Annotated in this window: 16 protein-coding genes; 10 read left to right on the plus strand and 6 right to left on the minus strand. The window is 46.9% G+C overall.

The genetic code is table 11. The features are described from left to right. Window positions 1-117: 117 nt before the first annotated feature. Window positions 118-480 carry an iron-sulfur cluster biosynthesis family protein gene (locus PAHA3_RS07305; protein WP_062834125.1) on the minus strand — a complete coding sequence of 121 codons (363 nt, stop codon included), beginning with the start codon at window positions 478-480 and terminating at the stop codon, window positions 118-120. A 254-nt stretch (window positions 481-734) separates the two neighbouring features. Between PAHA3_RS07305 and PAHA3_RS07310 the strand changes: the two genes are divergently transcribed. From PAHA3_RS07310 to PAHA3_RS07325, 4 genes are read left to right on the plus strand one after another with little or no spacing between them, the layout of a single operon-like run. Continuing rightward, the gene (locus PAHA3_RS07310) at window positions 735-1,709 is read left to right on the plus strand and encodes an ABC transporter ATP-binding protein (RefSeq protein WP_062834126.1); all 975 of its coding nucleotides are present in this window, start codon (window positions 735-737) and stop codon (window positions 1,707-1,709) included. Beyond that, on the plus strand, window positions 1,702-3,216 hold the full coding sequence (gene opuFB / locus PAHA3_RS07315) for an osmoprotectant update ABC transporter permease/substrate-binding subunit OpuFB (protein ID WP_062836009.1): 1,515 nt from the start codon (window positions 1,702-1,704) through the stop codon (window positions 3,214-3,216). Before PAHA3_RS07310 ends, opuFB begins: the two co-directional genes overlap by 8 nt. A gap of 50 nt (window positions 3,217-3,266) precedes the next feature. Next, a complete protein-coding gene (locus tag PAHA3_RS07320) occupies window positions 3,267-4,613 on the plus strand; it encodes a dihydrolipoyl dehydrogenase family protein (protein ID WP_062834127.1) in 1,347 nt (448 codons plus the stop codon). A 48-nt stretch (window positions 4,614-4,661) separates the two neighbouring features. Continuing rightward, window positions 4,662-5,270, plus strand: coding sequence for a DUF1349 domain-containing protein (locus PAHA3_RS07325; RefSeq protein WP_062834128.1), 609 nt, complete (start codon window positions 4,662-4,664; stop codon window positions 5,268-5,270). Between the two features lie 285 nt (window positions 5,271-5,555). Here PAHA3_RS07325 and PAHA3_RS07330 read toward each other — a convergent pair whose 3' ends face one another. Continuing rightward, a complete protein-coding gene (locus PAHA3_RS07330) occupies window positions 5,556-6,029 on the minus strand; it encodes an SET domain-containing protein (RefSeq protein WP_062834129.1) in 474 nt (157 codons plus the stop codon). Between the two features lie 197 nt (window positions 6,030-6,226). On the opposite strand from PAHA3_RS07330, the gene PAHA3_RS07335 reads away from it, so the two are divergent. From PAHA3_RS07335 to PAHA3_RS07355, 5 genes are all read left to right on the plus strand, one after another. Beyond that, window positions 6,227-7,783: an ABC-F family ATP-binding cassette domain-containing protein gene (locus PAHA3_RS07335; RefSeq protein WP_062834130.1), complete on the plus strand. Its 1,557-nt coding sequence runs from the start codon at window positions 6,227-6,229 to the stop codon at window positions 7,781-7,783. Window positions 7,784-8,203: 420 nt separating this feature from the next. Next, complete coding sequence (locus PAHA3_RS07340) at window positions 8,204-13,426, plus strand: S-layer homology domain-containing protein (RefSeq protein ID WP_062834131.1); 5,223 nt, start codon at window positions 8,204-8,206, stop codon at window positions 13,424-13,426. A gap of 259 nt (window positions 13,427-13,685) precedes the next feature. Then, window positions 13,686-15,521: an assimilatory sulfite reductase (NADPH) flavoprotein subunit gene (locus PAHA3_RS07345; protein ID WP_062834132.1), complete on the plus strand. Its 1,836-nt coding sequence runs from the start codon at window positions 13,686-13,688 to the stop codon at window positions 15,519-15,521. A gap of 53 nt (window positions 15,522-15,574) precedes the next feature. After that, window positions 15,575-17,296 (plus strand): assimilatory sulfite reductase (NADPH) hemoprotein subunit, encoded by a 1,722-nt coding sequence (gene cysI / locus PAHA3_RS07350; RefSeq protein WP_062834133.1) that lies wholly within the window; start codon window positions 15,575-15,577, stop codon window positions 17,294-17,296. 278 nt (window positions 17,297-17,574) lie between these two features. Further along, window positions 17,575-18,291, plus strand: coding sequence for a YebC/PmpR family DNA-binding transcriptional regulator (locus PAHA3_RS07355; protein WP_062836010.1), 717 nt, complete (start codon window positions 17,575-17,577; stop codon window positions 18,289-18,291). Window positions 18,292-18,376: 85 nt separating this feature from the next. Here PAHA3_RS07355 and PAHA3_RS07360 read toward each other — a convergent pair whose 3' ends face one another. The 4 genes from PAHA3_RS07360 to PAHA3_RS07375 form a co-directional block, all read right to left on the minus strand. Beyond that, window positions 18,377-18,865: a DMT family transporter gene (locus tag PAHA3_RS07360; RefSeq protein ID WP_062834134.1), complete on the minus strand. Its 489-nt coding sequence runs from the start codon at window positions 18,863-18,865 to the stop codon at window positions 18,377-18,379. Window positions 18,866-18,879: 14 nt separating this feature from the next. Further along, window positions 18,880-19,578 (minus strand): Crp/Fnr family transcriptional regulator, encoded by a 699-nt coding sequence (locus PAHA3_RS07365; RefSeq protein WP_062834135.1) that lies wholly within the window; start codon window positions 19,576-19,578, stop codon window positions 18,880-18,882. Between the two features lie 35 nt (window positions 19,579-19,613). Then, window positions 19,614-20,039, minus strand: coding sequence for a DMT family transporter (locus PAHA3_RS07370; protein WP_062834136.1), 426 nt, complete (start codon window positions 20,037-20,039; stop codon window positions 19,614-19,616). 527 nt (window positions 20,040-20,566) lie between these two features. After that, on the minus strand, window positions 20,567-21,364 hold the full coding sequence (locus tag PAHA3_RS07375; RefSeq protein ID WP_062834137.1) for a Nif3-like dinuclear metal center hexameric protein: 798 nt from the start codon (window positions 21,362-21,364) through the stop codon (window positions 20,567-20,569). 347 nt (window positions 21,365-21,711) lie between these two features. Between PAHA3_RS07375 and PAHA3_RS07380 the strand changes: the two genes are divergently transcribed. Next, window positions 21,712-22,308 carry a biliverdin-producing heme oxygenase gene (locus PAHA3_RS07380; RefSeq protein ID WP_062834138.1) on the plus strand — a complete coding sequence of 199 codons (597 nt, stop codon included), beginning with the start codon at window positions 21,712-21,714 and terminating at the stop codon, window positions 22,306-22,308. The last annotated feature ends 57 nt before the right edge of the window (window positions 22,309-22,365 follow it).

The raw sequence follows: 22,365 nt of genomic DNA on the forward strand, positions 1-22,365 counted from the left end.
TTTGCAACTCTGATAGAGGCATATAAGGAAGAGAACATTAAAAAAAGCCGTTGCATTAGATGCAACGGCTTTTGATGTGAAGAGATAATGCTAGATTAATTCCTGCTGGAGACTGTATTACAGCATGCAGGCGTCAGATCCACTGGAGTTTCCTACAGTCACGGCGCGGGTATCACGAACACGAACGTTACCGCTGAGGACACCGGAATCACTGCTCAATTTGAAAGAAGGATAGTTTTCTTCCGTATCCAGCTTCATGTGTTGTTCAAGATTCAGCTGCTGCTTCGGATCAACATAGAACGGGACCAGATTGGTTTCAATCTGCGCGTCGAGAGTCGCAAGTTCGTCAACAATGATAATCGCGATAACTCCGTTACATCCGCAACCTTCCAGGTCATAGATAACTTTGAAATATCCGGGTTGGTCATTCAGGCTTTCGGTCAAGCGTTTTGCAGCCAGATCAGTAATTTGAATATACATATGGGTACACTCCTTTATAAATGAAAAAAGTGGTGAAAGGATAATTTATACTCTCAATGACTATCAATATTATACCACTATCGACATAAATCAACGCATTATTTTTTCGTGAACAGATAGCTCTAGTGAAAATGATGGAAGCAACACCATTATCCGGAGCAGTGATTATACGAACACACTTTTGGGGAAATAGATGAGAATGAATGTTAGGGCGTGTCTGAGACACTTCCTAGATAAAGGGGCGAAGAGTGCGGATGATTCAGTTTGAAAATGTATCTAAACAATATCCTGATGGGACTACAGCCTTGCGTCAGGTTAATCTCAACATTAACAAAGGAGAACTGTTCGTCATGATTGGTCCAAGTGGATGTGGCAAAACCACCATGCTCAAAATGATCAATCGCCTGATTGAACGAACAGATGGAACAGTACGCATTAATGAACGCCCAATCGATGAATACAACATTCACGAATTGCGATGGAATATCGGATATGTGCTGCAACAGATTGCATTGTTCCCGCATATGACGATTGCCGAGAATATTGCTGTTGTTCCTGAACTGCGAAAATGGAAGTCAGATCAAATCAAGAAGCGCGTACATACGTTGCTGGACATGGTTGGATTGCACGGAGACACGTACAGTGAGCGCAAACCTGCCGAGTTATCTGGAGGACAACAGCAAAGAATTGGTGTGTTGCGTGCACTCGCTGCCGATCCCGAGATTGTATTGATGGATGAACCGTTCAGTGCACTCGATCCGATGAGCCGCGAGAAATTGCAGGACGATATTCTGGATATCCAGCGTCAGATGAAGAAAACAATTGTGTTTGTCACCCATGATATTCAGGAAGCGATGAAGCTGGGGGATCGCATCTGCATTATGAAGGATGGACAGGTTTTGCAGGTAGGCACTCCGGAAGAATTGATCCAACATCCAGCCAATGATTTCGTACGCGAGTTTGTAGGGAGTCCTAACGCTGATACAAGTTCACAATCTGCATTTGATCTCGAAACCATCATGTCGCCGCTCTCACCTGGTCATGTACCAAAATCGGCCAAAACAGCCGTTCCCGTATCCATTACGTTGACGGAGTTAGTTGAGATCATGTCTTTCCATGACCATCTGCTGGTTGAACGTAACCGCCAGATTATTGGTGAGATCAGTCGGTCTGATCTGATGAAATATTGGTCTGGTCAGTTACAGGAGCGAGGTGATGGACATGAGTAGATTCACGGAGGTGTTCAGTGAGCGTAAAGGTCAGTTGTTGTCTGGGCTGCTTGAACATATTCAGATCTCATTTATCGCGTTGTTCTTTGCCGTCCTAATTGCTATTCCGCTTGGTATCTACTTGACAAGAAAGCCAAGAGTCGCTGAACCGATTATCGGGGTTACGGCTGTGTTACAGACTATACCGTCTTTGGCGCTTCTCGGATTGCTTATCCCTTTATTCGGCATAGGCACATTGCCTGCAATTATTGCACTGGTGGTGTATGCGCTGCTTCCCGTACTTCGCAACACGTACACAGGAATATCCGAAGTCGATCCTTCCATGGTCGAAGCGGCGAATGCGATGGGCATGAATAGTCGACAACGTCTGATCAAAGTGGAGCTGCCACTGGCGATGCCTGTCATTATGGCCGGAATTCGGACCGCGATGGTCCTGATTGTAGGAACGGCGACACTTGCTGCCTTGATCGGCGCTGGAGGCTTGGGTGCATTAATCTTGCTGGGCATTGATCGGAATGATACGGCACTGATCATCCTTGGAGCTATTCCGGCCGCATTGCTGGCTATTTTGTTTGATGTGCTATTGCGTCAGTTCCAGCGGTTGTCATTCAAGAAAACATTGGTTACCTTGGGTTCGCTTGCTCTGATCGCGATACTTGTGATCACCATTCCCTTTTTTGCGAGGGGAGGACAGAAGGATCTCGTCATTTCCGGAAAACTGGGGGCGGAACCCGAAATTCTGATTAACATGTATAAATTGCTGATCGAAAAAGATACAGACCTGACTGTTGAACTAAAACCCGGATTAGGCAAAACGCCATTCCTTTTCAATGCACTCAAATCAGGTGATATTGACATCTATCCCGAATTCACCGGGACAGCGATCTCCGAATTCATGAAGGAAACAGCTGTCAGCACCGATCGGACAGAGGTGTACGAACAGGCTAGGGATGGAATGCTGAGCCAGTTCAACATGGTGCTTCTGAACCCTATGGATTATAACAATACGTATACGTTGGCCGTCCCACAAAGCGTCGCAGATCAGTACAATCTCAAGACCATTTCGGATCTCAAGCCGGTGGAACAACAGATGAAGGCAGGATTCACGCTGGAATTCTCGGATCGGGAAGACGGTTACCTTGGCATTCAGAAGAAGTATGGGATTGAATTCCCGGACGTTGCAACCATGGAACCGAAGCTTCGCTATGGAGCTATTCAACGTGGCGATATCAATCTCGTAGATGCCTACTCCACAGATAGTGAGTTGAGAGAATATGAACTCGTTGTGCTGGAAGATGATCAGGAATTGTTCCCGCCTTATCAAGGCGCACCGATGCTTCGTCAAGAAACGGCAGATCAATATCCACAACTGGTTGAGGTGTTGAATCAGCTTGCTGGCAAAATTACCGATGAAGAGATGCGTCAGATGAACTATGACGTGAACGTAGATGGAGCAAATCCTGAGCAGGTGGCAACAGAATACCTTAAACAGGCGGGATTGCTGTAACTTTAGGCGTCTCTGCAATAGATGTATCAAAAGGATGAGGAGGAACCATGATGACCCAAGAAACCTATGACTTGATTGCAATTGGAACAGGAAGCGCCGCAAGTTCTGTAATCACCCGCTGTGCTGAAGCTGGCTGGAAGATAGCTGTGATTGATGAACGTGAGTTCGGAGGGACCTGTGCACTGCGCGGCTGTGATCCCAAGAAAGTACTGGCTGGAGCGGCTGAGTTGATGGACTGGAATGAACGGATGCAAGGTAAGGGGATTCAAGGACAGGCGAGAATAGATTGGTCTGAATTGATGGCATTTAAGCGCACCTTTACCGAGAGCATACCCAGAGCAAGCGAGGATAAATTCAAACAGGCCGGAATGGATACGTTCCATGGTAAAGCCTCATTCGTCGATGAAGAGCATATTCAAGTTGGAGAAGAAGTGCTTCATGGCAAACACATTCTAATTGCTACAGGTGCAAGACCTGCACCACTTAAGATTGAGGGCTCAGAGCATCTCATATACAGTGATGACTTTCTGGATTTAGAACAACTGCCTGATCGATTAGTACTGGTAGGCGGTGGCTACATTGCATTTGAGTTTGCTCATATTGCGGCCAGAGCCGGGACGGAAGTTCACATCCTGCATCGGAGTGAACAGCCACTGAAATCATTTGACGCGGAGCTGGTGGAAGCTTTGTTGCAAAAATCGAAAGAGATCGGCATTCATGTTCACTTGAACGCGGAGGTGAAATCCATACAGCAAGAGGGGAACGCCTATGTCGTTCATGGTACACGCAATGGTGCAGATCACCAGTGGCAGTGCGGACTTGTCGTGCACGGAGCCGGGCGCATTCCTAATGTGGATGGGCTGGAATTGGAGAAAGGCAACGTCAGCTACAGCAAAAAAGGGATTAAGGTGAACGAGTATCTGCAAAGTGAAAGCAATCCACGAGTGTATGCTGCTGGCGATGTGACCGACACAAAAGGGCTGCCTTTGACCCCTCTAGCTGGACAGGAATCCCGCGCGGTATCGTTTAATTTGTTGGAGGGAAACCAACACAAACCAAATTATGAAGTCATGCCTTCCATTGTGTTTACTGTCCCTGCACTTGGATCAGTAGGCATGAGTACGAAACAAGCGAAGAAAGAAGGCTACGAGGTACAGAACAATGATATGTCGAAATGGTATACTTACAAGCGAACGCATGAAAAAGTTGCCATGGCCAAAGTGGTGATCGATAAATCAACCGGCCATATTCTGGGTGCTCATGTGTTCGGTAGCAAAACAGAAGAATTGATTAACCTTTTTGCAATGGCGATTCAATTCAATCTAACGACTGATCAGCTAAACACCATGAATTTTGCATATCCTACTGCTGCATCGGACTTGGGTTCTCTATTGTAGAAGTGATAATGTCCCCTCTTTGGGACGGAAGGAAGGATGAGAATAGCGATGTCATCGGATTTTATAGGGTTGCATGAAGGCAAGTGGACCACGGAACCCGTTGCTGCGCGGATGGAAAGGGATCGTTTCGTCGTGGAAGCTCAGGAAGGTAGTGACTTCTGGGAAAAAACATTCTACGGGTTCTGTCATCGGAATGGACACGCCATGCTTGCACCATGGGATGGAACGGAAGCCATTGAAATATCTTTCGATCTGAGTTCATTTACCGAATTGTATGATCAGGCGGGATTAATGTTATGGTACGGAGAAGATCAATGGATCAAGGCTGGAGTTGAGGTCAATGATGGTGTCGCTCATGTTGGAGCAGTTGTGACAGACGCCTACTCCGATTGGTCATTATCTCCTGTGCCAGAGTGGGGTGGACGGATCGTAACGATTAGAGCTTCCTACAATAACGAAGCAGTCGTCATTCGTGCTCGGACAGATGAGCATCCATGGCGAACGATTCGAGTTGCGCGGTTTGCCCATCCGACGAACAAACAAGCCGGTCCATTTCTATGTTCACCGAAGCGTGCAGGGTTCGAGGTAGCCTTTACGAAGTGGAGATCCACGGCACCGGATGAAGACTTGCACATAGATCCGCCAATTACGGATTAAAACAAGTTAAGGTATACTGGTGCAAAAGCCAGATAACTTCTAGCTGGGGATTGAGTCAGCAACAAATAACACACCAACACGATAAACCATGAAACACTAACAAGCTTATCTACCTTAGAAAGTAAAACAGCACAAATAAGCAAGTCTTCCAACAACGGAGGACTTGCCTATTTTCGTGTTTAAACATAGGACTATGAAGAGTACTCGTATCATAGTACACCGTGTGCATCGAGTTCTTTCGCATCCTACAACGAAGGTCCTTGCGAAACTTGTTGAATTTAATGTTTATTTACTCGTGTCCGTATCCATGGACTGGGTTTCGGTCTCTTTTTCACCCTCATCATCATTGGACTTATTGAACTCCAGCATACGCTCCTCGTAATCGTCCAGGAACCATAACGGGTCCATGCTGTCTTCCTCACCATTATAATTGATCACGATTTCTTCGCCAGCTTTGATATCTGTATATGCGTAAAAGTCAAAGGTGTGGTTATCAAAATTGATATCATAGGTAGCGTTAGGCTCATAAGAGTGGTTGATCAGACTGCCGTAGCCGAGCAGAATCGCGGTATGATTCGCCCCATATTCGAACACGTAATCTTCCAGGATCGTTTTTTCGACATGCTCATGATCTTCATTCGGGTAAGGTACAACGGGTGCCTGATGGATAAGCGTTCCTTTGGCAATATCAACGGTAGCAAATACCCCGCGGTTAAATTCACCACCATCACCTAACTTGGATTGTTTCACTTCAATCATAATCTTCACCTGATGCTCTTCGAAGAGCTCCGTTCTATATAGTAATAATTCGTTAAGGCAAAATTTTACCCCATACTTTCATTTAAGGCAAATTTCAGACAAAAAGGTGCAATATTTTTGAATATGACGTTGAGTTGTGCAGGATATAACGCTTATAATATACAAAGAATTAAGTCTATATAGAAAAGGTGTCATGAATGAGCATATTAAATGTAGAAAAATTAAGTCACGGTTTTGGTGACCGTGCTATCTTTAACGACGTTTCATTCCGCCTATTAAAGGGCGAACATATTGGTCTGATCGGGGCCAATGGTGAGGGTAAATCAACCTTCATGAACATTATTACAGGCAAGCTTCAGCCGGATGAAGGCAAGGTGGAGTGGTCCAAACGGATGCGTGTTGGTTATCTGGACCAGCATGCTGTATTGAACAAAGGCCAATCGATCCGTGACGTACTTCGCGGCGCGTTCCAGTATTTGTTTGACATGGAACAGGAAATGAATGATATGTACGGGAAAATGGGCGATGTGACTCCAGAGGAGCTTGAACAACTGCTTGAAGACGTGGGTACAATTCAGGACACGCTGACGAATCAGGATTTCTACATGATCGACGCCAAAGTGGATGAAACCGCACGTGGTCTGGGTCTGACGGATATCGGCCTGGATAAAGACGTCAATGACCTGAGTGGTGGACAGCGTACTAAAGTACTGCTTGCCAAGTTGTTGCTGGAAAAACCCGATATTTTGCTGCTCGATGAGCCTACGAACTATCTGGATGAATTGCATATCGAATGGCTGAAACGTTATTTGCAGGAATATGAGAATGCATTTATCCTCATTTCTCATGATATTCCGTTCCTGAACAGTGTAATCAACTTGATCTATCACATGGAGAACCAGAATCTAACTCGTTATGTGGGCGATTATAATCATTTCCAGGAAGTGCATGAGATGAGAAAACAGCAATTGGAGTCGGCTTACAAGCGCCAACAACAAGAAATTGCTGACCTCAAGGATTTTGTAGCACGTAACAAAGCGAGTGTAGCTACACGCAATATGGCGATGTCCAGACAGAAGAAGCTCGACAAGATGGATGTCATCGAGATCGCCAAGGAGAAACCGAAACCGCAGTTCAACTTCCGTGATGCAAGAACATCCGGCAAGCTCATTTTCGAAACCAAAGGTCTTGTGATTGGTTACAACGAACCGTTGTCCAGACCACTGGATCTGCGTATGGAGCGGGGACAGAAGATTGCCCTCGTTGGTGCGAACGGAATCGGTAAAACAACCCTGATGCGCAGTATTTTGGGTGAAATTCAAGCTCTGGAAGGAACCGTTCAACGCGGTGAACATCTGGAGATTGGATACTTCCAGCAAGAGATGAAGGATGCCAACTACAACACGTGTATTGAAGAGATCTGGCAGGAGTTCCCTTCGTATACCCAGTTCGAGGTTCGTGCTGCACTTGCAAAATGTGGTTTGACTACAAAACACATTGAGAGCAAGGTAGCTGTACTAAGTGGTGGGGAGAAAGCCAAAGTGCGTCTCTGTAAGCTGATCAATAACGAAACCAACCTGCTTGTGCTCGATGAGCCGACGAACCATTTGGACGTTGATGCCAAGGAAGAGTTGAAGCGTGCGCTCAAGGCTTACAAAGGCAGCATTCTGTTGATTTCCCACGAACCGGAATTCTATCGTGATGTGGTTACGGAGACTTGGAACTGTGAGTCGTGGACGACGAAAGTATTCTAAGTTAATACGAGCGAGCTTGCGAACAAGCTCGAAGGGTGAAAAAAGGCGCGAATTTTGCTTGCAAAACAGGCAGAACTCGCGCCTTTTTTGCATGGTTTTAACGAAAAATGTTTGAGTAGATTTCATAGTTGACAGCTTGAATAAGGCAATAATATAATTCATGAGAGCGATTACATTTTCATATTAAGAAACCTGTTTCACTGTATAGGGGCAAGAAAGACACGGTATTCCGAATGGGTATCATTGCACTTAGAAGAGAAGACGGGTCTTTTTTTGCGCTTTAATGAAACCGGTTTCATTAAAATAAGGAGGTGGACCTAGCTCGTTACTGACCGCTGGCTGCTGAGGACAGGCCGGACAACAACACCGCGCCTTCAAGAACCATGCTTTCATCTTCCAAGCCAAAGGAGAGAATGAACATTGGATAAACTCAGGAAACCCATGATATTCATGTTATCTGCAACACTTGCGCTATCCTCCGGACCGCTGATGCTGCCGAGTAAGGCATATGCTGATCTGAACAGTATACCCGCCACGTTGTTGCAGGACGATTTTTCGGATGGGGATTTCACGGCATCACCTGCGTGGAACGTTAGCTCAGGCAATTGGGAAGTGAACGCTGACCCGACAGATGCATCCAACTCGACGCTTTTCCAGAGCGATACCAATGAAGGCATCATCTCCACTGGGGACTCCATGTCGGACATGACCGTTTCCATGCGCTTTTACACGGGAGCCGGTCAGGGGTATCCGGGAATATTGCTGCGGTTTCAGGATAAGAGCAACTTTTACTATTTTCAAATGCAAGTTCCCAATAATAAACTCGTTTTCTCGAAAAGGGTAAACGGGACAGATACACCATTGAAAACGGTGGACTATACATTTGCCAAAAATACGTGGTACACGCTCAAAGTGGTGCTGTCGGGTACCTCCATCCGCGGATATATCGTTGAGAACGGCTCCGATCGGTTGGTATTTGATCTGGTCGATCCTACATATGGGTCAGGTACCGTTGGTATTCGAAATAAGTGGCAGTCGGTACATGCAGATGATGTGATCATTGCTGAGCAACCGCCTGGGAACGATATTCAGCTCTCTATTGCTGAGCAGACGGCGTCTTCGGTTTCCCTGCAATGGTCTGAAATCGCGGGTGCATCAAGCTATCGCCTCTATCGTTCTCCCACACCTGAAGGTGGTTATTCCCTGGTAACCAACAGCTGGACTTTGGGACACACGGATGTAGGATTAAGTGGGGATACGGTGTATTATTACAAGCTCGCCTATGAATACGGAGGATTAACCGAATCATTGTGGACTGCTCCGCTGGAAGTTCGGACGACTGCGGCGGCACCACAGGCTCCTGGCGAATTAAAAGCGGTAGCACTCAATGCCACGAGTGTGAAGCTATCTTGGCCCGCCGTGGATAAGTCAACTGGCTATCGCGTGGTTCGATCCGAAGCTGGCAGTGACCAATATGAGCAGGTTTACGAAGGGAAGGGGCTTGTTTTCACAGATGAGGGGCTTAAGCCCGGAAACAGTTACAGCTATCGCGTGACGGCCTACAACGCAGCTGGGGAGTCAACGTTCACAGTTGCAGAAGCCACGACGTATTCCATTGACTCTCCTGCAGAATTTGCTGCCACAGCTGTGACGGATACATCGATCTCTCTCGGATGGAATGTCCTGCCTGGATCTGATGTAACGTATACAGTGTCCCGTGCAACTAGTGCAACGGGGACATATCAGCAGGTGTACAGTGGCAATGAAAGCACGTTTACCGATAGTGGTCTGACGATGGGTACAGGATATTTTTACATCCTCCAGGCGACCGTAGACGGCGTAACTTCTCCCGCATCCGCACCGTTGGGGGTTGCCACAGTTCGCACAAGCATTACTCCGGGGCAATTGTGGCCAGATCTGGACGGGAAGCCGATCGATGCGCATGGAGCTGGTTTTTTCTATGATAAACAGACAGAGACCTATTACTGGTATGGCGAATATCATAAGGGCGGCTGGCCAGCGGTTGGTGTGCGTGTGTATTCTTCCAAGGATCTGATGAACTGGACGGATGGAGGCATGGCTTTAACGACGCTCCAATCGATGGATGATTTTGAAAATGACCCGTTGATCTCTGAATTGTATGCGGGGCGTGAGGACCGCGTGGATATCTGGGCAGATATTCGCAAAGGACGGATTATTGAACGACCAAAGGTCATCTACAACGACAAAACGAAGAAATACGTGATGTGGGCCCACATGGACGGCGACAAGGACCCGTATAACGATAATGCAAACTACGGTAAAGCGCGTGCTGGTTACGCGATCAGCGACTCTCCGACAGGGCCTTTCGTGTATCAGAAGAGTTACCGCATGGACAGAACCCCCGAAGGAGAGAAAGATTACTTCCCAAGTGATGTGGGTATGGCTCGTGATATGACACTATTTAAGGACGATGATGGCACTGGCTATCTGATCTACTCCAGTGAGGAAAACCTGACGCTGTATATCTCCAAACTGACTGAAGACTACAGTGACGTAACAGGGTGGCATAAGGAAGGACGAACGGATGACAAAGGCAATCCGGTACGTGATTCCACCTATCAGGCGGAATACGGCGTCGATTACGTGCGTGTGTTCCCTGGAGGGCAACGCGAAGCGCCAGCGATGTTCAAGTATCAGGGTAAATACTATATATTAACCTCCGGAGCTTCCGGATGGGCCCCTAACGAAAACAAAGTGACGGTGGCGGACAATATTTTCGGGCCTTGGTCAACGCAGACCAATCCGTTTGTAAGTACGTCGCAGAGCGATCCCGATCCAGGCAAAGCATTTGGCACCCAGACTACATCCGTCATTCCGGTCGATCCGGAAAAAGGCAAATTCATTTACGTAGGGGATACGTGGAACGGTGGCAATTTCTCGAATGACGCTGCAAAATACGTGTTCTTGCCAATTGAGTTTGGAATAGGCTCCGACATCGCGATCAAGTGGTATAACAGCTGGACGCCTGACCTGCTGAATTCAATGGGCAAGGTGGATATCGCTGATCCGCTGCCAGAAGCTGTAGCGCTTGGCAAAGTGCCATCCCTGCCAACCACATTAAATGTGCGCGACGGGGATGAACTGGTGTCAACGCCAGCAGTATGGACGATTGATAATCGGGCTATGACGGCGGAAGATTTTGCTAAGCCTGGACCGCTCACGTTACAGGTAACGACACCGGAATATAACAACAAAAAACAGGCGGTCCGTGTAAACGTCATTCCAGAGAATACACTTTATTTTGTGAATAGCGGAGGTTATGAAACTGCTGATTACAGTCTCATGGGCGCTTATATGAAAGGAACACTTGCGAACCCCGGAATAGCGGATCAGATGTACGTTCCGGCAGAGGGACGTAATTGGGGGTATGTCAGCCCAGATGCACTGGCATCCGGTTCGAATGGCGGGGATATATTCTCGACCGTGCGTTATCTTAACGGTGGCAATGTCAGCAATTCTCCTAAAGGCACGGACTTAACCTATACATTTGATGTGCCGAATGGGACATACGACGTGTACGCCGGATTCAACGATCCGTGGACTAATGCGTCACGCAGAGCGAATTTCATCATCAATGGCACCAATACCGGTGCAGTTACTTTTACACCTGCCAGTGTGAGAGCGCACAAAGGCATTAGTGTATCGGGCAACAAGCTGGAACTGACCGTGCGTAACACGGCATCGCAGGACCCGATGATTAGTTGGATTATGATCGTTAAACCAGATGCGGAACCACCTGCCAATGAGAGTGCTGGCCTCAATGCTGATGCGGTTGATTCAACGAGCGCAACGCTTCATTGGGATGCACGTCTTGGCGCAGCAAGCTACAAGCTCTACCGTTCAGATCGTGAGCAAGGTGAGTATAAGGTGGTCTATAACGGTAATTTGAGAGAATACAAGGACAGTGAGTTGAACCCCGGCACAGATTACTATTACAAAGTGGAAGCTTTTGATGCGTCTGGGCAATCCGTGAGCGGTCTATCTTCCGCATATCAGGTACTTACGGTTCAGCAGACCGCTGCTGATGTAGCTACAGGCATCACGGCACTAGAACAGCCTTCCGCAGGTGCAAAAAAACTGAAGTTACCGGTAGTACCGCAAGGTTTCACGGTGACGATCGCTTCCAGTTCGGTACCGTCTGTCATTCAAACCGATGGAACGATTGTCCCGCCATCAATGGAAACAACGGTACTACTTGCGTTGGAAATAACTCGAACTTCTGACGACAGTAAAGCTCTGACTGTGCCTTTGACGGTGAAGGTACCCGCGTCTGTTCCTTCCCCCGGAGGTAACCCTGGTTCGGGAGGTAGTCCAGGCGGAAATTCAGGTGCTAATCCAGGAAATGGTTCAAGTTCAGGCAACAATGGTGGACAATCAGGAAATGGTAGTCCAGGTGCGGAGAATCCTGCATCACAACCTGAACCACAGAAAGACCGTACTGTTCTGGAGTTGCAGGGGCAATCTGACCAGAAGGGTGTAGTGCAGTCTAAAGTGGATGCTTCCACCATCAAAGAGGCTTTCAAAGTTGCGCCTACAACAGAAGCGGGTCAGCGCTTGGTTGAACTTCGACTGAAGCCGATCTCGGGAGCAACTGCATATGAAGTGTCTCTGCCTGCCTCTGCGTTGTTGGATCAAAATGAATCACATGTGTTCAACATCGTAACTGAGCTGGGGACGTTGGAGCTTCCTGCGACACTGTTAACGAAGGATGCGGTTAGTGACGGTATTGCGTTAATCCGATTGGTCAGAACGGAGCTACCGAAAACAGTCGCAGATCAGCTTGGTACGAAGCATGGGGTTCAACTTGAACTCCAACTGGAGGGTCAGACTTGGCCATCAGGAAGCGAGTTGGCGCTTCGACTGCCTTATCAATCATCGCCAAATGCTCAGCAGGATCGGATTGTAGCGTTTGCCATTGACGCGAACGATGTGGTAACCCCGTTGCCGCAAAGTCACTATGATTCAAATAGCGGGCAGATTGTATTTTCCGTAACATCACTTACAGGAAATTATGCTGTTGTCTCTGTAGAGCAGACATTCGCAGATCTTGCAGAAGTGCAGTGGGCCAAGAAAGCGATGGAGGCATTGGCTGTCCGAGGTGTGATTGATGCCGAGGCAAGCGGAGATTCCACTCAGTTGCATCCAAAACAGGAGATGACCCGTGGTCAATACGTACAGTGGCTAATGACAGCGCTGGGCTTGAGTACGGCTTCCGGAAATGCGTTCTCTGATGTAAACGAAAAAGCTCCTTACTACGAAGCAGTTACAGCTGCGCGTTCGCTCGGCATTACCGGGGGGACTGGTGACGGGCGTTTCTTGCCAGAGTCCACGATCACCCGTCAGGAAATGATGACGTTGACAGTGCGAGCTCTTGCAGCGGCTGGACTGGTTGACTCCGAGATGTCTGCAACAGATAATCTCACTCGTTTCCGCGACGCTTCCAAGATTCGCTCTTATGCCCGGGATAGTGTGGCATTACTTGTGAATTTGGGCATCGCCAACGGGTACAACGGTGAGGTGAAACCTCTTGCCGAAGCGACCCGAGCTGAATCGGCTACGTTGCTATATGCGATGATGAGCAAACTCATATGGAATAAGTAATGATACATCAGAATCGGAGCGTGTGAAAAAGAAGGCTTACTTTGACCTGAAACCTAGGTTGGAGTAAGTCTTTTTGCGTTACCCTAACAGAGATGGATTCGCACATATTGTTCCTTTATCAGCGAAACTGATAAATGTCATAAAATCATTGAAATTGACCCTAAACACCCGGTGTGTTAGGTTTTAGAGAGAAGAAATTTAATTAATGTGATCATTTTAGTCGGAATTAAAATCGAAGCAATGCGCGAGGTGGCAAAAAGTGGAACTTCAAGTGACAAACAGCCCTTTTAATCAAGAACAAGTTGAACTGCTTAATCGTCTTATTCCTACATTGACCGATGGACAACGGACTTGGTTGAGTGGATATATTGCAGCAATCCAGGCAAGCGCGACAATAGCGGCTCCAGCTAACCTGGTACAGGCTGCACCAACTACAGGTATTGCACCTGTCAGTGCTTCGCCAGTGTCCAGGGAAGTGACCGTACTCTTCGGTTCACAAACCGGGAATTCCAGTGGCCTGTCGAAGAAGCTGGCCAAGAAACTTGAAGAGCAAGGTCTTCAGGTAACGTTATCATCGATGGGAGATTTCAAACCGAACGGACTCAAGAAAATTGAAAATCTCCTTATCATCGTTAGTACCCACGGCGAGGGTGAACCACCGGATAATGCGATTCCGCTGCATGAATTCCTGAACAGCAAACGAGCTCCGAAGCTCGAAGGACTCCGTTACTCGGTGTTGGCTCTCGGAGATACCTCCTATGAGTTCTTTTGTCAGACAGGTAGGGACTTCGATAAACGATTGCAGGAGTTGGGTGGTACAGCTCTTGTACCGCGCGTGGACTGTGATGTTGATTTTGATGAAGCAGCTGCGGAGTGGATGAATGAAGTACTGGCGTCATTAAGCAGCACATCTGGTGCTGCGGGCACAGTAACTACTGAAGCTGTTACAGCTGCGGTGAGCGGCGGGGAATCCGAATATGACCGCACGAATCCATTCAAGAGTGAGGTGCTAGAAAATCTCAATCTGAATGGCAGAGGCTCGGACCGTGAAACACGTCACATTGAGTTGTCTTTGGAAGGGTCCAATCTGGATTACGAGCCTGGTGATAGCCTTGGGGTATTTCCTGAGAATCACCCACGTCTTGTGGATGAATTGATTGCAGCCATGGGATGGAATGCAGATGAGCGCGTGACTGTGAATAAAAACGGGGATCAGGCATCTGTGCATGAAGCGTTGCTGCGTTATTTCGAGATTACAGCCGTAACGAAACCGGTCGTGGAACAACTGGCGAAGCTGAATCCGGGAAGCGGTCTGACAGCGTTGCTCGCAGATGATTCCGAATTCCGTACAGTCATGAACAGCTGTGATCTGCTGGATCTGGTTCAGGACTATCAGTTGAAAGGCATTCCTGCTGGGGAATTCGTAGCTGTTCTTCGCAAAATTCCGGCACGTCTGTATTCTATCGCGAGCAGCTCGAAGTCTTTCCCGGACGAAGTTCATCTCACCGTTCGTACGGTACGTTATGAAGCACGTGGCAGAGAGCGTTACGGTGTATGCTCGGTTCATCTGGCTGAACGAATCGAAGCTGGCGACACCCTGCCTGTATATATACAGCATAACCCGAATTTCAAGCTGCCTGAGAACCCAGACACGCCGATCATCATGGTTGGCCCAGGTACTGGCGTAGCGCCGTTCAGATCTTTCCTTGGTGAGCGTGAAGAAACAGGAGCAGAGGGCAAGACATGGCTGTTCTACGGAGATCAGCATTTCTCCACCGACTTCTTGTACCAGACGGAATGGCAGCGTTGGCTCAAAGATGGTGTGCTTACTAAGATGGATGTAGCCTTCTCACGTGATACGGAACAGAAAGTGTATGTACAACATCGTATGCTGGAACACAGCAAAGAACTGTACCAGTGGCTCCAGGAAGGTGCAAGCGTATATATCTGTGGCGACGAGAAAAAAATGGCACATGATGTGCATGCTGCGCTCACCACGATTCTTGAACAAGAAGGCGGTTTATCGCCTGAGCAGGCATCGGAATATCTGACACGGTTGCAGCAGGAGAAACGTTATCAGCGGGATGTCTATTAATAACCGGCCCAGCCGGATTGCACCATCCCGCAGAGACGAGAGGAGAAAGCAGCATGGTTTATAATAACTTACTTAACCCACAGCGCACGAATAGTGATGTGGAAGATATAAAGATCAAAAGTGATTACTTGCGCGGAAGTCTGACTGAAACGTTGGCTGATCGCATCACAGGTGCGATTCCAGAGGACGACAACCGTCTGATGAAACACCACGGCAGCTATATGCAGGATGACCGTGACCTGCGTAATGAGCGTCACAAATCCAAGCTGGAGCCTGCATACCAATTCATGTTGCGTGTGCGAGCTTCCGGGGGCATTGTAACGCCAGAGCAATGGTTGATGATGGACAGTGTTGCACATAAATATGCAAACGAGACGATTCGTCTGACCACACGACAATCTTTTCAACTGCATGGCGTACTGAAGTGGGATCTCAAAAACACCATTCGCGAAGTAAACGATTCGTTGCTAAGCACACTGGCTGCATGTGGTGACGTCAACCGTAACGTGATGTGTAACCCGAATCCGAATCAATCCGATGTGCATGCCGAAGTGTATGAGTGGGCATGTCAGGTGAGCAATCATCTGGATCCTCGCACGCGGGCTTATCATGAGCTGTGGCTGGACGGCGAGAAAGTGATTGATTCCCAGGATTCGGATGAAGAAGTTGAACCTATTTATGGCAAAGTATATTTGCCACGTAAGTTCAAAATCGGCATTGCTGTACCGCCATCCAATGATGTGGACGTCTTTTCACAGGATCTTGGCTTTATTGCTATTGTGGAGAACGGCAAGCTGCAAGGCTTCAACGTTTCCGTTGGCGGTGGCATGGGGATGTCTCATGGTGACGCCAAAACCTATCCTCAGGTTTCCAAAGTTATTGGGTTCTGTACACCGGAGCAAATGATTGATGTTGCGGAGAAAACAGTCATGATTCAGCGCGATCATGGTGATCGTGCGGTTCGTAAACATGCTCGTTTCAAATATACGCTGGATGACCGTGGTGTGGAGTGGTTTATCGAAGAGTTGACTACCCGTTTGGGTTGGAAACTGGATGTGGCACGTCCGTATCATTTTGAGACCAACGGAGATCGATATGGTTGGGTAAAAGGCAATAATGGCAGATGGCACTACACGCTGTTCATTCAGAATGGTCGTGTAAAGGATGTTGACGGCTATCCGCTCATGACGGGTCTGCGTGAAATTGCCAAAGTGCATACGGGTGATTTCCGTCTGACAGCGAACCAGAATCTGATTATCGGTAATATTAGCAGCCAGAAGAAGAAAAAGATTGAAGCACTCATTCAGCAGTACAACCTGACCGATGGTGCGCATTACTCTGCGCTGCGCAGAAGTTCGATGGCTTGTGTTGCACTTCCGACCTGTGGTCTGGCAATGGCTGAGTCCGAACGTTACTTGCCATCTTTGATCGACAAACTGGAGCCTGTACTGGACGAAGCTGGGCTGAGAGACGAAGAGATTGTCATTCGGATGACGGGTTGCCCGAATGGATGCGCAAGACCGATGCTGGCGGAGATTTCATTTATCGGTAAAGCGCCGGGTAAATACAACATGTATCTCGGTGGCAGCTTCACCGGACATCGTTTGAATAAGCTGTACAAAGAAAACATTGGCGAAACAGAGATTCTGGACACGTTGACTCCAATGGTGAATCAATATGCCAAAGAGCGCAATGAAGGTGAACATTTCGGAGATTTTGTCATTCGTGCGGGATATGTTCCAGAAGTGCTGGATGGTCGACAATTTCATGCTTAAATGACCGGGTAAGATAAACTGAAGTTAAGACTGATTTAGGGCGGAAGCATTCCTTACGGAGTGCTTTTTGCTTACTATATATCAGCGGAATAGAGATAACGGGAGTTGCTGTAGAGAGATTTATATGAGGATAAACTATGGCTAAACTTCAAACGGAGATGGATAATCACCGGCGTTATTCCCATTTTTTCGTGTGTATTAACTTGTTGAAGTACGCTCAACAAGATATAATGGCATAGTAGAAAGCAGATTACATGTTGAAAGTGAGCGGAAACGATATGGGTCGTAAGTGGAATAATATCAAGGAAAAAAAAGCTTCAAAAGATGCAAACACGAGCCGGGTCTACGCTAAATTCGGCGTTGAGATCTATGTAGCTGCCAAGAAGGGCGAACCGGACCCGGAAGCGAACCGTGCACTGAAAGTCGTGCTGGAACGTGCCAAAACGTATAATGTACCCAAAGCCATCATTGATCGTGCGATGGAAAAAGCAAAAGGCAGCGGGGATGAGAACTATGAAGAGCTGCGTTATGAAGGCTTCGGACCGAATGGTGCGATGGTCATCGTTGATGCACTTACGAACAACGTAAATCGTACAGCGCCGGAAGTGCGCTCTGCGTTTAACAAAAATGCCGGCAACATGGGTGTCAGCGGTTCTGTTGCTTACATGTTTGATCCTACAGCGGTTATCGGTATAGAAGGCAAAAACTCCGAGGAAGTACTGGAACTTTTACTTGAAGCAGATGTGGATGTACGTGATATCGTGGACGAAGACGATGCTGTGATTGTATATGCAGAACCGGATCAATTCCACGCTGTACAAGAAGCATTCAAAGCTGCGGGAATTAATGAGTTCACAGTAGCTGAGCTGACGATGCTTGCGCAAAACCATATTGAACTTCCAGAGGATGCACAAGCTCAGTTCGAGAAACTAATCGATGCGCTTGAGGACCTTGAAGATGTTCAGCAGGTCTACCATAACGTAGAGTTCGTGTAAGAGAACAAAGCGATACATGGTTTGATTGCCAAAAAGAGTGTCTGACCAATCTCCAGGATTGGACGGACACTCTTTTTTTGATTGTTTATGAGTCAGACTGAAGTGTTCCAGGGGACTGCTCTGATTTTTCCGATTTCCCCCCACCGAACTTGAACAACACAATTCCGCCTACAATGACAAGTACACCGAGCAGTTGATTCCACGAAAAAGGAATTTGCTCCAGACCGAGCCACCCCATGGAATCAAACAATAGAGCAAAGCTGAGTTGGGATGTTAGCACGATTGAGATAGCATACGTTGGGCCAAGTAGTTTCATCCCTTGCACGAGACAGAATACTACACCAACGCCGATGGCTCCACTGAGCCAGTACCAGGGTTGCATATGCTGAAAGCTGAATGTATTTTTGCCCTCCACTAGCAGAGAGATGAGGAATGAAGCAATGAATCCGGTGAAAAGCACCATTGTTGTTGTGGACCATGAACCGGTGCGTTCATTGACTTTGCTATTAAAAATCGTTTGCAGACTGACAAGTGCACCTGCCAGTAGTGCAAGCGAAATACCTGTGATTAACATGGTTGTCGAACTCCTTATTCATAAATGTTGTGACCTGCTATTTCCCTTAGACCCGCCCGATCCTTGATCATAATCAATCCTTGATGTCTTTCAATTAACCCGTCCGTACAGAGCTTCTGAATGACCCGGTTCAGATGTCGGTAACTGGTGCCGATCAGATTTGCAATGTCAGTCAGATTGAACGCGTCCAGCTCTTCATGAACGACGTTGCCGGCTTCTTCTGTCGAAATGGAAAGCAGGTAGCTGGCTAGACGAACCTCAACGGGATACATCAGGTTGAAATTGGAAAAGTTTGAGTCAATGTAGAATTTGTGTGAGATGATTTTCAGTAAAAATTTAAGCAACGGTGCATAATCGCTGGCAAGCTCAGCGAGCCATTGATAATGAATGCGAAGCATCACCACAGGCGATACGGCCTGAACCGTGTTGACAATATCGCTTTCGCGGACGTACTCTATGTCGCCAACGACTTCAAGCGGTGTTTTGAAACAAAGCACCAGCGTTTTATCCTGAGCAGAGGTGGTGAAAATCTTGATTTTACCCTCGACCAGTACGTACAAATATTCGGAAGCTTCCCCTTCACGACAGATCAGTTCACACTTTTCGAAGTAGCATAACCTCATATGTGGACGCAGGGGCTCGTGAAATACCGTTTCGAGTTGATATTGCTCCAGATATTGAGTTAATTGTTGCTCGTCATGAATTTCTTCCACGCTGTTGTTCACCCCCGACGATATTCTCAAAAAAGCTACAGTTTCATAATGATAACGCCCGTGATCATCAAGGCAATGCCCAGAAATTGCGGCAGTTTCATCTTTTGTTTCACCACGCCAAACCATCCGTTACTATCCACCAGAAAAGTCAGGAACAGCTGCGCAATGAGCAAGGCCGAGATCGTGAAAGTAACCCCAATTTGCTGAATGGCCGTTACTTCGCTGAAAATAATGACGGCGCCAAAAGCACCTCCAGCCAGGTACATGGGTTTCACTTGTTTAAGTCCTTGAAGGTTGGTGTCACGAACGAACAACAGGATCAGCGCCGCTAATATGAAGCCTGTTAGTTGTGTAATCGTAGCGGCCTGCCATGTGCCCATATCCGTGCTAATCCGAGTATTGGCAACCCCTTGCAGCGTGATACACGCACCACCCAGTAATGCAAAAATAATTCCTCTCATATGTACGCTCCTTATTCAATCACTTCGACTTCTATTTAATGATAAACTCATCCCAAACGCCAAGGACAAATGTCCTAAGCTCTGAAGTCACAGCATTTAGAGTACAATAAAGAACCCCGAAAATCCAGATGGGGCATGAAGAGATGCGCGGCATATGTGCTTAGTACTCATATTTCATAATCTCTAATGAACCTGTAACACCTTATTCTAAAGTCTAGACTGAATTGAGAAATCTAACGAACCTCAGTGACGTTAAATGGGCTATATTGAGTAGAAATTGGCTATAAAAGAGGGGAAATGGAGGAATAGGTTGGCTACGGTTCGTCACTTCTGAAAATCGGCAAATATTCGCTAAATAGAGTGTGTCAGGTTCGTTAGCTAGCCAAGAAACTATCCAAGAAATGAAAAGAGTGTCTGCCGACTCGACCCCGGAGCGTAGAAAGTATGTAAAGCTCCGAGGTACGCTGGGCAATGAGATTAGAAACCAACAATCAGTTAGATACTCTCCGTACAAATTGAATCTAGTATTAGATCACAGTATACAAAGGCTTCTCACCTACAAAACGAACAGAGAATTCAGGAAAACGTTCTGCCAAACTATCTGCCAAAAGTTTCATCCCTGAAGCCTCGCTCTCGGCATGTCCCATCATGATCAGTGCTTTGGACTTGCCTTGTTGTACGGCATCACGGATATATTCTGGTGTCTCCCATTCGAATCCTTCTCCAGCGATGATGAGATCCAATTGCTCGTTCTGAATCAAGGGAATCGTTACAGGGCCATTGCCACGAAAACCTACCAAGACCGCTGCGCGTCTACAGACTAATTCCGCATTGCCTGCAACGCGTACATACTCGATCCCAAGACAACTTTTCACATGGTGAGCAATAGCTTCAACGGTGCTTCCTTCCGGAAAAGAAAGAATGTCTGCTTCAGGTAGTCGTTGCTCCACATAAGAGGACCACCCCAAGGCCTGAATCAGTCCTTCGGTAATACCATCCGGTTGAAACCTATGGATGATATCATGACATCGATAGATGCAAATGCCTGCTTCGTCGATCAACTTTCTTTTGTCCACATAAACCGAATCATTTGCAAGCCAATCCGTATGACTGTGATGGTTATAAAACGGAGATTCATGCGCAATGATCAAGTTAGCACCGTGCTGTATGGCTTGTTCAATAACATAATGTGTGGGCATAAAAGCAATGATAATACCTGTAACCTTTCGATCAAGTGATCCCGTAATGAGCTGATCCACCGTTTTTTCCGGCAATTCAATGTTAGCTGTGAGATGAAGTACAATGTCTTGAACAGTAAGGTCCATAGGATGCATTCCTCCAATGACAGGATATAAAGGTAGTGTACCATTTTGACATCTGAAATCTACTGTCTTCCAGAATATAGGGGTCATTTTTACTGTTTGCGGTTAATACTAAAACATACAGTTTACAGTCAGTTATGATAACAACGGAGGAATGTATTAGATGTGTACCGATGTTGGATTCATATAGTTTTCTCTAACAAGAATAAGTATACTTACATAGAGTCTTTGTCTGCATTAATGGAGCTGATTGCGGCGCAAGTCGTTCTATTTTAAGGCACGATGAGATTCAAATGAGGATAAGCATGAATTTGCATATACAGAACAGATTGTGAAAGGGGATAACTACGATGACATCAACAAATATTATGGAACGTCTGAAGAGCGAGACAGCTCATTATCACAGACAAGTAGAACAGAACCCTTATGCGAAAGCCATTATGAATCAAACTGTGACTATAGAAGAATATAGAACATATTTAGAAAAATTTTATGGATTCCTGAAACCGCTGGAAGATCAGGCTGTTCAACAGCCTTTCTGGGGAAGTACGGGATTGGATATCGAGATTAGAGGCAAGGCTGGACTGTTGGAAAAAGATTTACGAAATCTGGGTGCAAGTGAAGAGGAAATCAGCCAACTTCCGCTCTGTGAAGAATTGCCGGATATTTCAACACCTGCGCGTTTGTTTGGATATCTGTATGTAATTGAGGGCTCCACGAACGGTGGACAGATTATGACCAAGCGTTTGTCGCAGTTCCTGCCGATTGAAGCTGATCGTGGATTGGAATATTTCAACGCCTATGGTACAGAGACTAGAACAAGATGGAGTGAGTTTATGGGTTTGCTGCAGCAGTCCATCAGTACTCCAGAAGATCATGATAACATGGTGCACAGTGCATCAGAGACATTCCGACTACTGGACCAGTGGATTAATACGGACAAGTAACATCCCTTTTCATCAACCCAAACGCCTGTAGGGCAGATTTTTTCACATTTATAAGGT

It is taken from the genome of Paenibacillus amylolyticus, assembly GCF_001570725.1.
In the GTDB taxonomy this organism is placed as follows: Bacteria; Bacillota; Bacilli; order Paenibacillales; family Paenibacillaceae; genus Paenibacillus; species Paenibacillus amylolyticus_A.

Bases quoted from the DNA above. Each gene is read 5' to 3' on its own strand.
- PAHA3_RS07335 (WP_062834130.1), top strand. From the start codon at position 6,227: ATGAGCATATTAAATGTAGAAAAATTAAGTCACGGTTTTGGTGACCGT.
- PAHA3_RS07355 (WP_062836010.1), top strand. From the start codon at position 17,575: ATGGGTCGTAAGTGGAATAATATCAAGGAAAAAAAAGCTTCAAAAGAT.
- PAHA3_RS07330 (WP_062834129.1), bottom strand. From the start codon at position 6,029: ATGATTGAAGTGAAACAATCCAAGTTAGGTGATGGTGGTGAATTTAAC.
- PAHA3_RS07375 (WP_062834137.1), bottom strand. From the start codon at position 21,364: ATGGACCTTACTGTTCAAGACATTGTACTTCATCTCACAGCTAACATT.
- PAHA3_RS07310 (WP_062834126.1), top strand. From the start codon at position 735: ATGATTCAGTTTGAAAATGTATCTAAACAATATCCTGATGGGACTACA.
- PAHA3_RS07305 (WP_062834125.1), bottom strand. From the start codon at position 480: ATGTATATTCAAATTACTGATCTGGCTGCAAAACGCTTGACCGAAAGC.
- opuFB (WP_062836009.1), top strand. From the start codon at position 1,702: ATGAGTAGATTCACGGAGGTGTTCAGTGAGCGTAAAGGTCAGTTGTTG.
- PAHA3_RS07380 (WP_062834138.1), top strand. From the start codon at position 21,712: ATGACATCAACAAATATTATGGAACGTCTGAAGAGCGAGACAGCTCAT.
- PAHA3_RS07370 (WP_062834136.1), bottom strand. From the start codon at position 20,039: ATGAGAGGAATTATTTTTGCATTACTGGGTGGTGCGTGTATCACGCTG.
- PAHA3_RS07325 (WP_062834128.1), top strand. From the start codon at position 4,662: ATGTCATCGGATTTTATAGGGTTGCATGAAGGCAAGTGGACCACGGAA.
- cysI (WP_062834133.1), top strand. From the start codon at position 15,575: ATGGTTTATAATAACTTACTTAACCCACAGCGCACGAATAGTGATGTG.
- PAHA3_RS07320 (WP_062834127.1), top strand. From the start codon at position 3,267: ATGACCCAAGAAACCTATGACTTGATTGCAATTGGAACAGGAAGCGCC.
- PAHA3_RS07360 (WP_062834134.1), bottom strand. From the start codon at position 18,865: ATGTTAATCACAGGTATTTCGCTTGCACTACTGGCAGGTGCACTTGTC.